13 protein-coding genes are annotated in these 14,791 nt (G+C 60.7%); 6 read left to right on the forward strand and 7 right to left on the reverse strand.

Annotated features, from left to right (window positions below):
• Nucleotides 1-88: 88 nt before the first annotated feature.
• The 7 genes from FHX05_RS08080 to FHX05_RS08110 all read right to left on the reverse strand — a co-directional run bounded on the left by FHX05_RS08080 (nt 89) and on the right by FHX05_RS08110 (nt 6,971).
• On the reverse strand, nt 89-724 hold the full coding sequence (locus tag FHX05_RS08080) for a 2,3-bisphosphoglycerate-dependent phosphoglycerate mutase (protein WP_106996243.1): 636 nt from the start codon (nt 722-724) through the stop codon (nt 89-91).
• Nucleotides 725-846: 122 nt separating this feature from the next.
• Nucleotides 847-1,671: a 4-hydroxy-tetrahydrodipicolinate reductase gene (dapB, locus tag FHX05_RS08085; protein WP_113240300.1), complete on the reverse strand. Its 825-nt coding sequence runs from the start codon at nt 1,669-1,671 to the stop codon at nt 847-849.
• A 14-nt stretch (nt 1,672-1,685) separates the two neighbouring features.
• Nucleotides 1,686-3,479, reverse strand: a complete 1,794-nt coding sequence (locus FHX05_RS08090; RefSeq protein WP_183871241.1) for an ABC transporter ATP-binding protein — start codon at nt 3,477-3,479, stop codon at nt 1,686-1,688.
• Between the two features lie 210 nt (nt 3,480-3,689).
• The gene (locus tag FHX05_RS08095; protein ID WP_183871242.1) at nt 3,690-4,712 is read right to left on the reverse strand and encodes a glucokinase; all 1,023 of its coding nucleotides are present in this window, start codon (nt 4,710-4,712) and stop codon (nt 3,690-3,692) included.
• Nucleotides 4,713-4,746: 34 nt separating this feature from the next.
• Nucleotides 4,747-5,127, reverse strand: a complete 381-nt coding sequence (locus FHX05_RS08100) for a methylglyoxal synthase (RefSeq protein ID WP_112610728.1) — start codon at nt 5,125-5,127, stop codon at nt 4,747-4,749.
• A gap of 100 nt (nt 5,128-5,227) precedes the next feature.
• Nucleotides 5,228-6,262, reverse strand: a complete 1,035-nt coding sequence (mepA, locus tag FHX05_RS08105) for a penicillin-insensitive murein endopeptidase (protein WP_183871243.1) — start codon at nt 6,260-6,262, stop codon at nt 5,228-5,230.
• A gap of 139 nt (nt 6,263-6,401) precedes the next feature.
• Nucleotides 6,402-6,971: an isochorismatase family protein gene (locus FHX05_RS08110; RefSeq protein ID WP_183871244.1), complete on the reverse strand. Its 570-nt coding sequence runs from the start codon at nt 6,969-6,971 to the stop codon at nt 6,402-6,404.
• Between the two features lie 36 nt (nt 6,972-7,007).
• On the opposite strand from FHX05_RS08110, the gene FHX05_RS08115 reads away from it, so the two are divergent.
• From FHX05_RS08115 to FHX05_RS08140, 6 genes are all read left to right on the forward strand, one after another.
• The gene (locus FHX05_RS08115) at nt 7,008-7,643 is read left to right on the forward strand and encodes a TetR/AcrR family transcriptional regulator (protein ID WP_183871245.1); all 636 of its coding nucleotides are present in this window, start codon (nt 7,008-7,010) and stop codon (nt 7,641-7,643) included.
• Nucleotides 7,644-7,750: 107 nt separating this feature from the next.
• Nucleotides 7,751-9,589 (forward strand): extracellular solute-binding protein, encoded by a 1,839-nt coding sequence (locus FHX05_RS08120; RefSeq protein WP_183871246.1) that lies wholly within the window; start codon nt 7,751-7,753, stop codon nt 9,587-9,589.
• A gap of 171 nt (nt 9,590-9,760) precedes the next feature.
• The gene (locus tag FHX05_RS08125; RefSeq protein ID WP_183871247.1) at nt 9,761-10,855 is read left to right on the forward strand and encodes a microcin C ABC transporter permease YejB; all 1,095 of its coding nucleotides are present in this window, start codon (nt 9,761-9,763) and stop codon (nt 10,853-10,855) included.
• A complete protein-coding gene (locus FHX05_RS08130) occupies nt 10,855-12,009 on the forward strand; it encodes an ABC transporter permease (protein ID WP_183715588.1) in 1,155 nt (384 codons plus the stop codon). Before FHX05_RS08125 ends, FHX05_RS08130 begins: the two co-directional genes overlap by 1 nt.
• Nucleotides 12,006-13,643, forward strand: a complete 1,638-nt coding sequence (locus FHX05_RS08135; RefSeq protein ID WP_183871248.1) for an ABC transporter ATP-binding protein — start codon at nt 12,006-12,008, stop codon at nt 13,641-13,643. Before FHX05_RS08130 ends, FHX05_RS08135 begins: the two co-directional genes overlap by 4 nt.
• Before the next feature lie 11 nt (nt 13,644-13,654).
• Complete coding sequence (locus tag FHX05_RS08140; protein WP_183871249.1) at nt 13,655-14,614, forward strand: glyoxylate/hydroxypyruvate reductase A; 960 nt, start codon at nt 13,655-13,657, stop codon at nt 14,612-14,614.
• Nucleotides 14,615-14,791: the final 177 nt, after the last annotated feature.

Below are 14,791 nucleotides of genomic sequence, written 5' to 3' on the forward strand. Positions count from 1 at the left end.
TGTTACATACGCAGTGCAGTGTAACACATATTGCGGCATTTCCCACCCCTCATCTCAGGCCTATGAGGGGTGGCTTCCGTTCAATAGCTCAATGCGCGCCGGACATGTCGCCGAGGACTTCCTTCGAGGCGACGGTGGAATCGGCCTTGAGCTTGTAGACCATCGGTACGCCGGTCGCGAGGTTGAGTTCAAGGATCTGTGCCTTGCTCAGGCGATCGAGAACCATGACGAGCGAGCGCAGCGAATTGCCATGGGCGGCTACCAGCACATTCTGGCCGGCGAGAACGCGCGGCAGGATTTCCGTCAGGTAATAGGGCCAGACGCGGGCGCCGGTGTCGCGCAGGCTTTCGCCGCCGGGCGGCGGAACGTCGTAGGAGCGGCGCCAGATGTGGACCTGCTCTTCGCCCCACTTGGCGCGGGCGTCATCCTTGTTGAGGCCGGAGAGATCGCCGTAGTCGCGCTCGTTCAGCGCCTGATCCCGAATGGTTTCGAGGCCGGGTTGGCCGATTTCATCGAGGATGATTTTCAGCGTGTGTTGGGCACGCGTCAAGGCCGAGGTAAAGGCGATATCGTACTTGATGCCGTAATCGGCCAGAGCCTTGCCGCCTGTCTTGGCTTCTTCGACGCCAAGCGCCGTCAAATCGGGATCCTTCCAGCCGGTGAAGAGATTCTTCAAATTCCAGTCGCTCTGGCCATGGCGAACGAGGACGAGAGTACCGCTCATAATATTTCTCCCTGATAGGGCAATTCCAGGAAAAGTGCGTAGCGGTTTTCCGTCCGGAATTGCGAGACAATAAAAGGCTGGAGCGGATTGGCAGGTCCCTGCCGACCCGCTCCGGGTTCGGATCAACGTGTGGAGAGCCCGAGTACGTCGAGCATGGAATAGAAGCCGGGTTTCTTGTCGCGCGCCCAGAGCGCCGCCTGCAGCGCGCCGCGCGCAAACAGCGAACGGTCGCCGGCATTGTGCGAGAGCGTCAATCGCTCGCTTTCGCTGGCGAAGATCACCGAGTGATCGCCGACCACGCCGCCGCCGCGCAGGGTCGCAAAGCCGATCGTGCCCACAGGACGCGCACCCGTATGGCCATCGCGCACGCGCACGGAATTGTCGTTGAGATCGATGCCGCGACCCTTCGCCGCCGCCTGGCCGAGCAGAAGTGCGGTACCCGAGGGTGCATCGACCTTGTGGCGATGATGCATCTCCAGCACCTCGATGTCCCAGTCGTTCGAGGGCAGCGCCCGCGCCGCCTGTTCGACAAGCACGCTCAAAAGATTGATGCCGAGGCCCATATTGCCCGATTTGACGATGCGGGCATGGCGCGCGGCCGCCTTGAACTTCGCCTCGTCCTCATCCGAGCATCCCGTCGTGCCGATGATATGGACGATGCGTGCCTGTGCGGCGAGGCCGGCAAAGGTGACGCTGGTTGCCGGCGTTGTGAAATCGATGACACCTTCGGCGTGAAGGAAGGCGGAAAGCGGATCGTCGGTGACGGGAATGCCGATCGGCCCGAGCCCGGCGATCTCGCCGGCATCCTTGCCGATGAAGGCGGAGCCGGGACGAGCGACGGCGGCATGCAGGGCCACGCCGTCGGTTGCATGAATGATGCGGATGAGAGCCTGTCCCATGCGGCCCGCCGCGCCAACCACCACCAGCTTCATCGCATCGTCGCTCATGTCGTCTCTATCGTCTATTTGCGGGAATTGCTTGAAATCGCCGGTAGCTGCAGGTTGTTGAGCCGAGCGTAGAGGCCATTGTCGGCCGTCGCAAGCGTCTCGTGGTTGCCCTCTTCGACAACTCGGCCGTTCTGCATGACGACGATCTTCTCGGCGCGGATGACCGTCGATAGGCGGTGCGCGATGACGACGACCGTGCGGCCGCTCATCGCCTCTTCCAGTGCCTTCTGCACGGCCGCTTCGGATTCCGTGTCGAGCGCAGAGGTTGCTTCGTCCAGAAGCAGGATCGGCGCGTTGCGCACCAGCGCGCGGGCGATCGACAGGCGCTGGCGCTGGCCGCCGGACAGCGTCACGCCGTTTTCGCCGACCGGTGTGTCATACCCCATCGGCTGCGCCTCGATGAAATCATGGGCATAGGCGAGGCGCGCTGCTTCCTCGATCTCGGCATCCGTCGCGTTCGGGCGGCCGTAGCGGATATTGTCGCGGATCGTGCCTTCAAAGAGATAGGGCTGCTGCGACACATAGGCGAGCTGTTCCCGCAGCGACTGTTTCGTCACATGCGCGATGTCCTGCCCGTCGATGAAGATGCTGCCGGATTTTGGGTCGTAGAAGCGCGGGATGAGATTGATGACGGTGGACTTGCCGGCGCCAGAAGGCCCGACGAGCGCTGTCGTCTGTCCGCCCTCGGCCGTGAAGTTGACACCGGAAAGTACGGATTCATCACCATAGGCGAAATGAACGTCGCGGAACTCGATGCGGGCGTCGGTCACGTTAAGCGGCTTGGCATCCGGCAGGTCGCGCTGGCGCGGCTCCATGTCGAGCAGCTCGTAGATCATCCGTGCATTGACGACCGCGCGCTCCAGCTGCACCTGCAGCTTTGCAAGGCGGCGGGCCGGATCGTAGGCAAGCAGCAGCGAAGTGGCGAAGGAGAAGAACACGCCCGGCGAGACATTGTCGTAGATCGAGCGATAAGCGGCATAGGCAAAGAGGCTGGCGATCGCAAAACCGGCGACGGTTTCGATCAGCGGTCCGTTGCGCTCCGAAAGGCGGGCGATGCGGTTCTGCCGGTGCTCGGCGGCGGTGATCAGCTTGTTGATCTTGCGCTCGAGCTCCTCTTCCATCGTGAAGGCCTTGACGATGGAAACGCCTTGAATAGTCTCCTGCATCGCGCCGAGTACATGGCTGTTCAGGACGATCGCATCGCGCGTGGCGGCGCGCAGGCGCTTAGAAATATAGCGCAGCGCGAAGAAGAGCGGCGGCGCGATAACGACGAATGCGATGCTGAGCACCGGATCCTGGAAGACCATGACGCAGAGCAGGGCGACGAAGGTCAGAAGGTCGCGTGCCGTCGACGTGATCGTCAGGTTCATGACATCGCGGATGCCCGAGACGTTCTGGCTGATGCGGGCGGCGAGCTGCGCGGAGCGCGCTTCGCTGAAGAAGCCGACTGACAGCGTCATCAGATGCGAATAGAGCCGGCGCTGGTAGCGAGCGATGATGTTATTGCCGATCTTCGACAGAATGACCGACTGGAAATACCCGGCAAAACCGCGCACCACGAAAACGAGGAAGATGCTGAAGCAGATTTTCCAGGCATCGACGATATTGCGGGCGATGAAGGCGCTGTCGATGACCGACTTGACGATGTAGCCGATATAAGCAGTCGAAAGCGCAACGAGGATAAGGCAGGTAATCGCGATGGAGTAGCCGCGAATATGATCGCGGCCGTTCTCGGCGATAATTCGCTTCAGCATGCCTGTAATGGCTTCGCTGTCGACGTTTTTGCTTTTCGGGTCAGGCAATTTCAATAATCGGCTTCCTGTCTTGAACCAAGCGAGCCGCATCTGGCACGTGCTTTCGCGGCTCTATTAAAGAGTTAGCACGGCTTTGGCTAGACATGGCGTGCCGCGCTGGTTAAGGCCGATCGCGGAGCCGCAATCACTATAGAGGAAGGTGGCCTCTTCAAAAAGGTAGGCGCGCCGGCTGTTTCGGTGCGCCATGAGCTGTTTGGCAAGCGGTTAACGCCGCCAGCGACGGCCTTCTGTCGCAAGGCCAAAGTTTGTCGGCTTGCGGGCATAGGTCGCCAGGCCGGAAAGCGCTGCCAGCGGATTGACGACCACGTGCGTCGGGATCGTCTTCATCAATTCCGTGTGCGGTGCCTTGTCTTCGAAGGCGGCGCGGAATTCCGGCTTCTGCAGCGCGGGCAGGATCTTCTGCGGAATGCCGCCCGAGAGATAGACGCCGCCGCGCGCCATGAAGACCATGGCGAAATCGCCGGCGACACGGCCGAGATAGGTAACGAACAGCGTCAATGTCTCCTCGGCCTGCCTGTTGGTGCCGGCGAGTGCATGATTGGTGATATCGGCTGGCTCCTTGAGGCTCGGTTCGATGCCGTCAGCCGCGCAGATCGCATGATAGAGGTTCTGGAGGCCGCGGCCGCAGATCACCTGTTCGGCCGAGATACGACCTTCGATGGGTTCCAAATGCGGCCAGATCTGCAGGTCGCGTTCCGTGCGCGGCCCAAGATCGATATGCCCGCCTTCGCCCGGCACGGGCACCCATTGATGCTGAGTATGAACCAGGGCGCCGACGCCAAGCCCGGTACCCGGCCCGAGCACGACGCGCGATGCGGTCATGTTCCCGGATGCGTGGCCGATGGTTTGGCGATGCTCGTCGGAAATCTCGGCGATCGCGAGCGCCTGCGCCTCGAAATCGTTGATGACGAGCACGTCCTCGATGCCGAGATTGGCGATCATCGTCTTCGGACGGATCACCCAATCGCAATTGGTCAGCGGAATCTCGTCACCCTGCACGGGACCCGCCATGGCAAGAATTGCGGAGCGCGGCTGAACCTTGCTGTTTTCGAGGGCGAGTTTGATCGCGTCGTCGATCGTGGCGAAATTCGCCGTCTGCACGACCGGAAAATGCTCCTGTTCGGAGTCCGCATCGACGAGGATGGAGAAACGCGCATTGGTGCCGCCGATATCGCCGATCAGGATTGGGAAAGGCAGTGGGGCATCGCTGTGATTGAGCTCGGGCATAGCCAGGTCCGTGGTCTGCCGCCGGCAAGGCGGATTAATGGTTCAGTGTTTTGATCAGCCGCTCGGCAGTGGATTCGTTGAGCGCCATCGGAATGTCGTAGAGAACGGCAAGCCGCGTCAATGCCTTGACGTCGACGTCGTGAGGGTGCGGAGTGAGAGGATCGATGAAGAAGACAAGCATGTCGATCTCGCCGGTGGCGATGAGCGCACCGATCTGCTGGTCGCCGCCGAGCGGCCCGCTTTTCAATCGGGTGACGTTGAGGTCGGGGCAGGCATCCAGCACCCGGCCGCCCGTCGTACCCGTGGCGACGATGTTCCAATTGGCAAGGGCGGCCTCATTGCGTCGCGCAAATTCTGCCATCGCATCTTTTTTCTGATCATGCGCGATCAATGCGATGCATTTGCTGCCGGCCATGAAATCCTTGCTCCGCCCGATGCTTTCAATCGATTTATCCGCGTTCTATACCAAGGGGGCGCGTTTTGAAAGACGCTTCGGGCAAGGACGGGTGCAGGATCTATTGCTGCGGAATCTGACCCGGCGGCGTATCGCCCGAAACCGGCATCGCATCCGTCTCCGCCGAAACGCCGGCAGTTTTGGCGCCGGAGGCGGCAGGACGCGTGGAAGCTACCGAAGGTGCTGCCAATACGGCCTGGCAGGCCTTGGGCAGATCGGCAACCATGACTTCGCGTGGCTTGACCGGGGGTTTGGTGCTGGGCTTCGGCTTTGCCCAGGGCTCGGGTCCGAACCACCATGCGAGCGACTTGTCGCAGCCATCGCCGGCGGCGACCGGGGCCTGCCCCGTGCAGCCGACGGAGCCGGCTGGGCAGCGGAGGCGGATATGGAAATGCGAGTCGTGCCCGTATTCCGGCCTAAGCTTGCCGAGATTGCTGCGATCGCCCGTCCAGGTCTCGCACATCTTCTTCTTGATCGCCGGATTGACGAAGATGCGCTCGACCTCGGGATAGCTCGCCGCGCGCATCAGCAGGCGCGCATGCGCCGGCGTCCAGACCGTGTCATTGATCGTCAGGAACTTGTCCTTGGCGAGCATCGTGGTGAAAGGCATGGCTTCGCGCTCTTCCGCCGTCATCTTGCGCCGTGGCATCGGCGTCAGCCAGACGTCGGCATCGAGGCCGATCTGGTGCGAGGCGTGACCGTTGATCATCGGACCGCCGCGCGGCTGCGAGATATCGCCGACAAGCAGGCCCGGCCAGCCGTCATTCTTCGCCGCGTCGCGCGACAGGCGCTCAAGCAGGCCGATCGTTTCCGGCCGACCCCAGCGGCGATTGCGCGACAGGCGCATCGCCTGCCACGTCGGGCCGTCGGCCGGCAGAGCGACTGCGCCCGCAAGGCAACCCTTGGCATAGAAGCCGATCGATTGCGGTGCCCCCTGCATCGGTAGCGTCACGGCGCCGAAGACCGCTTTTGCGCTGCCGGGCGAAGGTGTGGCCTGCTGCGCCAGCGCATCGCTGGCGACAAGGCCCATCCCGATCGAGGTTGCGAGAGAGAATTTGCCGATCGTTCGAAAGGCGCGAGCCAGAAGTGAAGCCATGCATATCCTTGAAGGCGGTCGGCATTAGCCGAAGTGATTTGCCGGGAGATTATCCTGAAACAGGATGGAAGTGAATCCGCGGCAATCGCCGGTGGCTACGGCCGACCGCCTTTGCCGGCATGGCCGTCGTTACTACAGATCAGTTCGCCAGGATTTCCTCGGTCTTGCGAATGCGCGATAGCCGCGGCAAGACCTTCGTGCAGGCGAAATCCTGCATCTCCTGTGAAAGGGTCGTCACGGCATCTTCAGCGACAATGACGGCGTAATTTGCCGCGTGGGCATCGCGCACGGTGCCTTCCACACCGAAATTGGTGGCGACGCCAGTCACGATCAGCGTTTTGATGCCACGGCGGCGCAGCTGCAGATCGAGTTCCGTGCCGTAGAAGGCGCTCCACTGGCGCTTGACGATGGCGACATCGGGCGTCAGCGCTGCCATCTCGGCCGGAGCTTCGAGCGCGGCCGGCGGCAAGCCTCCTGGGGGAAGCGGGAAGCTTTCGTCGGTCGGCTGATTGACAGCGTCGGCATAGTCTGCGGAAAATCCGACGGTCACGAAAACGGTCGTTCCGCCATCGGCCTTCAGTTTGTTTGCGATGGCGACCGTATTGGTGACGATCTGTTGGGCGGAGTAGGGCGCAAGCGGGCGGCTGAGCACGAGGCCTTGCAGGTCGATGGAAACAAGAGCGGTGGTCTTGGGATCGTAAAGTGGCATCTAGGGGCTCTGGAAAAACATGAGGGTATCCTCACTATGGAAAATATGAGGATGACCTCACAAAAATCAAGTGAAGAATTGAAGACGCGTGCGCCGAAGCGGCAGCGAGGCCACGATCGCGTTGCCGTTCTGCTCGAAGCGGCGGCGAAAGTCTTTGCGCGCAGGGGTTACGATGCGGCCACGATGACGGAGATCGCGGCTGAGGCGCATTCGTCGATCGGCTCGCTCTATCAGTTCTTTCCGACAAAGCCCCTGCTTGCCGAGGCGCTGCATATCGATCGCCTGGAGCGCCTTAAGGCGGGGCTTCGTGACATGGCGGAACGGAGCATAGGGCTTTCCGCCGCCGGTACCGGTGAGGCAATCTTCGATGCGCTTGCCGCTTTCATCGAGCAATATCCCGAGTTTCCCGTACTAGCCGGGCGTCGCGATATTCCCAAGGACCGCAAGGCGCGCTCGCGCGCGGAGTTGCGAGAGCTGATTGCCGCCTTTCTGCGGCAGGCCCATCCGCCGATCACGGACGATATCGTTCTGATGGCGGGTATCGTGCTCGAGTTGCTGCGCATTGCTGTCGTCGTTTCCAGCGACCCGGATGCCGCCGAGGACCGGCGTGTCTTCGCGGAACTGCGGCTGATGCTGCGCAAACGTCTTCAGGATGCTACGGCAAAAGATTGAGCCTCGGACACGGTTTTCAGCCTTTGCAACAAGATGAGTTGTTGCGTCCTGCTTTTTGCCCTCATTTGCCTTATGCTGATTCTTCAGAAATCATCGGGAGATCATGAATGGCATTGTCGCGGTTGAAAGCAGGCTTGGTCGTTTCTCTTTTTTGCCTGCTGGCAATGCCTTTATCCACGAAAGCCGAAGAACCGCAATTCCGCATCGGCACGGCTATTCTTGGCGACTTGAAATATCAACCCGGCCTCAAGCGTTTCGACTATGTCAATCCGGAGGCGCCCAAGGGCGGCGAGCTTAAGCTTTCGGCCGAAGGCACGTTCGACACGCTCAATCCCGTGCTGTTTAAGGGCAACCCCGCCAGCGGATTGTCAATGGTTTTCGATACGCTGATGAAATCGTCCAATGACGAGATAGCCACTTCCTACGGCTTGCTTGCCGAGGGCGTCTCCTATCCCGATGACATAGCGAGCGCCACCTTCCGCTTACGCGCCGAGGCGAAATGGGCCGATGGCACACCGGTGACCCCGGATGATGTGATTTTCAGCTTCGATCGCACCAAGGAGCTCAATCCTCTCGCGACCAGTATCTATTCCCACGTGACGCGAGCCGAAAAGACCGGCGACAGGGACGTCACCTTCTATTTCAATGAAAAGAACAATCGCGAACTTCCTTTTATCGCCGGCCAGTTGCTGATCGTGCCGAAACATTGGTGGGAGAGCGCCGGCGCGGACGGAAAGCCGCGCGATATCTCCCGCACGACACTTGAGCCGCTCATGGGATCCGGACCGTATAAGATCGTCTCCGTGCAGCCGGGATCATCAATCCGATACGAACTACGCGACGACTATTGGGGCAAGAACCTGCCGGTCAATATCGGCCAGAATAATTTCGGGGCGATTTCCTATACCTACTACGCCGACAAGGATGTGCAATTCGAAGCCTTTCGCAGCGGAAATACCGATTTCTGGCAAGACCAGTCAGCAAGCCATTGGGTGACCGCATATGACTTTCCAGCCGTCAAGGACGGCCGCATCAAGCGCGACGAGCTGCCCAACTCGTTGCGCTCTGTCGGCATCATGCAGGCGGTGGTGCTCAATCTCCGGCGGGATCAGTTCAAGGATCAGCGTGTGCGGGAGGCGTTGAACTACGCCTATGATTTCGAGGAGATGAACCGGGCGCTTGCCTTTGGCCAGCTGACCCGCGTTAACTCCTTCTTTTTCGGCACCGAGCTTGCCTCTTCGGGGCTGCCCACGGGCGAGGAATTGAATATCCTCAACAGCGTCAAAGATAAGGTGCCGCCCGAAGTCTTCACCACGCCCTATACCAATCCGGTCGGCGGCGACCAACAAAAGGCCCGCGACAATCTGCGCAAGGCGATCGAGCTTTTCAAGGAAGCCGGTTATGTGTTGAAGGGCAATCGCATGGTCAATGAAAAGACCGGCCAGCCCTTCACGATGGAAATCCTGCTCGGCAGCCCTTCGATGGAAAGATCAAACCTGCCCTACGTACAGAACCTGCGCCGCATTGGCATCGATGCGACCCTCAGAACGGTCGATTCATCGCAATACATCAACCGCATTCGCAGCTTCGACTATGATGCGACCTGGAACGTCTGGGGCACTTCTCTGCCGCCCGGCAGTGAACAGATCGATTACTGGGGCTCGGCTTCCGCAAACCGCCAAGGCTCTCGCAACTACGCCGGCATATCCGATCCGGGTGTCGATATATTAATCGGCAAGCTTGTCTCTGCCGCGACCCTCGAAGAAAAGACTGCTGCCGCCAAGGCGCTTGACCGCGTACTGCTCGCCCACCACTACGTTGTCCCGCTGTTTTATGGGACGACGAACAAGATCGCTTATTGGGACAAGTTCGAACATTTGCCCGAGCTGCCCTATTACTCCATCGGCTTCCCCGATGTCTGGTGGTCGAAAAGCGCCGGAAAGTGAGCCTCTCTTGTAATGAGGGGCTTGCTGGCTCCAAATGCAGAGGGCTGATTCGGGTAGTTTCAAGCTGATATCACTGCGCCGGTCTCGATCCGGCGGAAGGGAATGTGATTTGATCGACGGACGGATTGAGGCGAGGCGGAACATACCCCTCTTCGAGGGAGCGGCGGACTGATGGGCGCCTATATCCTGCGACGCCTCCTGCTGATGATACCGACCATCGTCGGTATCATGGCGATTTCCTTCACCATCGTGCAGTTCGCGCCGGGCGGCCCGGTCGAGCAGGTCATCGCGCAGCTGACCGGGCAGGGAGATAATGCCAACGGCCGCCTGTCGGGTGGCGGTACGGACCTGGCTGCCCAGCAATCATTCGACGACAGCAGCTCGAAATATCGCGGCGCGCAGGGGCTCGATCCCGAGCTGATCGCCAAGCTCGACAAGCAGTTCGGCTTCGACAAGCCGCCGCTCGAGCGTTTCGGCCAGATGATGTGGAACTATATCCGCTTCGATTTCGGCGAGAGCTTCTTCCGCAATACCACCGTCATCGACCTCATCGCCCAGAAACTGCCGGTGTCGATCTCGCTCGGCATCTGGATCCTGATCTTCTCCTACGCCATTTCCATTCCGCTCGGCATCCGTAAGGCGGTGCAGGACGGATCGACCTTCGATGTCTGGACGTCGGGCATCATCATCGTCGGCTATGCCGTCCCGAGCTTCCTGTTCGGCATCATGCTGATCGTGCTGTTTGCCGGCGGCTCCTTCTTCGATTGGTTCCCGCTGCGCGGCCTCGTCTCGGATAATTTCGCCGACCTCACCTGGTGGCGGAAGATCCTCGATTATCTCTGGCACCTGGTGCTGCCGCTGATTTCGCTGTCGCTTGCCGCCTTCGCCACGACGACGCTGCTCACCAAGAATTCCTTTATCGAGGAGATCAAAAAGCAATATGTCATCACCGCCCGCGCCAAGGGTCTTTCCGAACGGCGCGTGCTCTATGGCCATGTCTTCCGCAATGCCATGCTCATCGTCATCGCCGGCTTTCCGGGCGCCTTCATTTCCGCCTTCTTCACCGGCTCGCTTTTGATCGAAAACATCTTCTCGCTCGATGGCCTGGGGCGCTTGAGCTATCTCTCCGTCGTCCAGCGCGATTATCCGGTGGTGTTTGCCACGCTCTTCATCTTCTCGCTGCTCGGCCTCGTCGTCAGCCTCGTCTCAGACCTCATCTACACCTGGATCGATCCGCGTATCGACTTCGAGCGGAGGGACGTGTGATGGACGCAGCCAATCAGCAGACGCTCCCGACAACGGTTAAGCCGCCACGCAAGGGCCTGTTCTCGCCGACCAATGTGCGCCGCTGGGAGAATTTCAAGGCGAACCGTCGCGGCTACTGGTCGCTCTGGATCTTCCTGGTGCTGTTCGTCCTCAGCCTCGGCGCCGAATTCATCGTCAACGACCGGCCGATCCTCGTCTCCTACAAGGGCGAGATTCTGACGCCGGTCTTTGTCGATTATCCCGAGGAGAAGTTCGGCGGTTTCCTGGCGCAGACGGATTATCGCGCCCCGGATATTCAGGATGAGATCAATGCCAATGGCTGGATGATCTGGCCGCCGATCCATTATTCCTATCAGACCGCCAACTCCAATCTGCCTAAAGGAATGTCGGCGCCGACGCCGCCTTTCTGGGCGATGAGCAAGGAAACGCGCTGCTCGGGCTATCCCGGCGGTGTTGCCGATCCGAATTGCAACTGGAGCAATTTCAACTGGCTCGGCACTGACGATCAGGCCCGCGATGTGCTCGCCCGCTTGGTCTACGGCTTCCGCATCTCGGTGCTGTTCGGCCTGGCGCTCACCATTTGCTCGGCCGTCGTCGGCGTCTGCGCCGGTGCGATACAGGGCTATTTTGGCGGCTGGACCGATCTTTTGATGCAGCGTTTCATCGAGATTTGGTCGTCCATGCCGGTGCTCTATATCCTGCTGATCATCGCCTCGGTGCTGCCGCCGGGTTTCTTCATCCTCCTCGGCATATTGCTGCTGTTTTCCTGGGTCGGTCTCGTCGGCGTCGTGCGCGCCGAATTCCTGCGGGCGCGCAATTTCGAATATGTGCGCGCTGCCCGCGCCCTTGGCGTCAACAACCGTACCATCATGTATCGCCACCTGCTGCCGAACGCGATGGTCGCGACGCTGACCTTCGTGCCCTTCATCCTGTCGGGCTCGATCACCACCCTGACCTCGCTGGATTTCTTGGGCTTCGGCATGCCGCCCGGCTCGCCGTCGCTGGGTGAGATGATCGCCCAGGGCAAATCCAATCTGCAGGCTCCCTGGCTGGGGCTTTCGGCCTTCTTCACCATGTCGATCATGCTGTCGCTGCTGATTTTCATCGGCGAGGCCGTGCGCGACGCCTTCGATCCGAGGAAGACGTTCCGATGAGCGAAAACTCCACTCCGCTGCTATCCGTCCGCAACCTCTCCGTCGCCTTTCATCAGGGCGGGCAGACCTCGATCGCCGTCGATGGCGTCTCCTTCGATATCCATAAGGGCGAGGTGCTGGCGCTGGTCGGCGAATCCGGCTCCGGCAAATCGGTTTCGGCCAATTCGATCCTGAAGCTCTTGCCCTATCCGTCCGCGAGCCATCCTTCCGGCGAAATCCTGTTCAAGGGCAAGGACCTCTTGAAGGCATCGGACAACGAACTGCGCGCCGTGCGTGGCAACGACATCACGATGATCTTTCAGGAGCCGATGACCTCGCTTAATCCGCTTCATTCGATCGAAAAGCAGATCAGCGAAATCCTGGCGCTGCATCAGGGCATCGTGGGCGAGGCCGCGCGCAGCCGCACGCTGGAACTCTTGAACCAGGTCGGCATCCGCGAGCCGGAAAAGCGCCTCAAGGCCTATCCGCATGAACTATCCGGCGGCCAGCGCCAGCGCGTGATGATCGCCATGGCGCTCGCTAACCGCCCCGAACTCCTGATCGCCGACGAGCCGACGACTGCGCTCGACGTCACCGTGCAGGCGCAGATTTTGGAATTGCTGCGCGATCTCAAGGGCGCGCACGGCATGTCGATGCTGTTCATCACCCACGATCTCGGCATCGTCCGTAAATTCGCCGACCGGGTCTGCGTCATGACCAAGGGCAAGATCGTCGAGACCGGCACCGTCGAGGACGTCTTCACGAGACCGCAGCATGACTATACCCGCCATTTGCTGGCCGCCGAGCCGCGCGGCGAGCCGCCGGTAAGCGATGCGAACAAGCCCGTCGTCATGGAAGGCAGCGATATTCGCGTCTGGTTCCCGATCAAGGCCGGCTTCATGCGCAAGGTCGTCGATCACGTGAAGGCGGTCGACGGCATCGATCTGAAGCTCCGCGCCGGCCAGACGCTCGGCGTCGTCGGCGAATCCGGCTCAGGCAAGACCACGCTCGGCCTGGCGCTCGCCAGGCTCATTTCCTCCAAGGGCCGTATCGCCTTCGTCGGCAAGGATATAGCCGGCTATTCGTTCCGCGAGATGCGGCCTCTCCGCAACCAGCTGCAGGTCGTCTTTCAGGACCCTTATGGATCGCTCAGCCCGCGCATGTCGGTCGGCGAGATCATCGCTGAGGGGCTCAAGGTGCATGAGCGCTCGCTTTCGGCCGACGAGCGCGACAAGCGCGTCTGCTGGGCGCTGGAGGAAGTCGGCCTCGATCCGTCCACCCGCTGGCGTTTCCCGCACGAATTCTCCGGCGGCCAGCGCCAGCGCATTGCCATTGCCCGCGCCATGGTCTTGAAGCCGCGTTTCGTCATGCTTGACGAGCCCACTTCGGCGCTCGACATGAGCGTGCAGGCGCAGGTGGTCGACCTGTTGCGCGATCTGCAGCGGAAGCACGATCTTGCCTATCTCTTCATCAGCCACGATCTGAAAGTGGTGAAGGCGCTCGCCAACGAGTTGATCGTCATGCGCTTCGGCAAGGTCGTCGAGCAGGGCGCCTCCGCCGATATTTTCCGGGCGCCGAAAGAGGACTACACCAGGGCGCTGCTTGCCGCCGCCTTCAATATCGAGGCGGTGCCGACCGCCGCGATCCAGCAATAGAGACCACCATCATGCCGGCCAAAAGCCCCGTTCTCGTCGACCTCAAATTCGATCCTGTGTCCGTTGCCAAGGCGCTTGAGGCGGCCTTTGCCGATCGCGGCAGCATCAATCTGGCCGATCCTGCCAATAAAGGCGTGGATCTCTCCCATGTCGACTACGCGCTTGTGTGGAAGCCGGATGCCGATCTTTTCGAGAGAGCGCGCAATCTCAAGGTGATTTTCTCGGGCGGCGCCGGTGTCGATTCGATGATGTCGATTGCCGGCCTGCCTGACATCCCGATAGTCCGCTTCGTCGATCGCAGCCTGACGGTGCGCATGAGCGAATGGGTCGTGATGCAGTGCCTCATGCATCTGCGTGATGTGCAGGGGCATTTCAGGAATCAGCGCCAGCACGTCTGGGCGCAGCAGAATGGCCCTGAAGCCGCCGAAGTTACCGTAGGCGTCATGGGCCTCGGTGTTCTCGGCTGCGATGCCGCCGCCAAGTTGAAGATCATGGGCTTCAATGTCATCGGCTGGTCCCGCAGCAAGAAAGAGATCGACGGCATGGAAACCTTCGATGCCGCCGGGCTCGATGCATTCCTGGCGCGCACGGACATCATGGTCGGCCTCCTGCCGTTGACGCCGGAAACGACGGGTATCTACAACGCCTCGCTTTTTTCCAAGCTGCATCGAAACGGCCCGCTCGGCAAGCCGGTTTTCATCAATGCCGGCCGCGGCAAGAGCCAGGTTGCGGCCGATATCGCTTCGGCTGTTCGTACTGGCATTCTCGGCGGCGCCTCCCTCGATGTCTTCGCCGTCGAGCCTCTGGCTGCGGACGATCCGCTCTGGGACCTGGAAAATGTCATCATCACGCCGCATGATTCCGCCATGTCTGACGAAAGGGCGCTGATGCGCCATGTCGAGGAGCAGATCGCCCGCTTCGAACGCGGCGAACCGCTGCAGCATCTGGTAGATCGCAACCGGGGTTACTAAATCCGGTAGGATGCGGGGGAAGTTGCGGCGCTTCGCTTCCGCCGGTCGAATGTGGCGCGTTTGCCCTGACATCAATTTTCTTTCAGCGACTGGACTTTCGCTCAACATTTTTTGATAACAAGGCGCTACAACCGCATGCCGTAGGATAGTCGGCGGTTAGCATGACGTCCGCAGGGC

This window comes from Rhizobium sp. BK491 (assembly GCF_014194925.1).
Classification (GTDB): domain Bacteria; phylum Pseudomonadota; class Alphaproteobacteria; order Rhizobiales; family Rhizobiaceae; genus Rhizobium.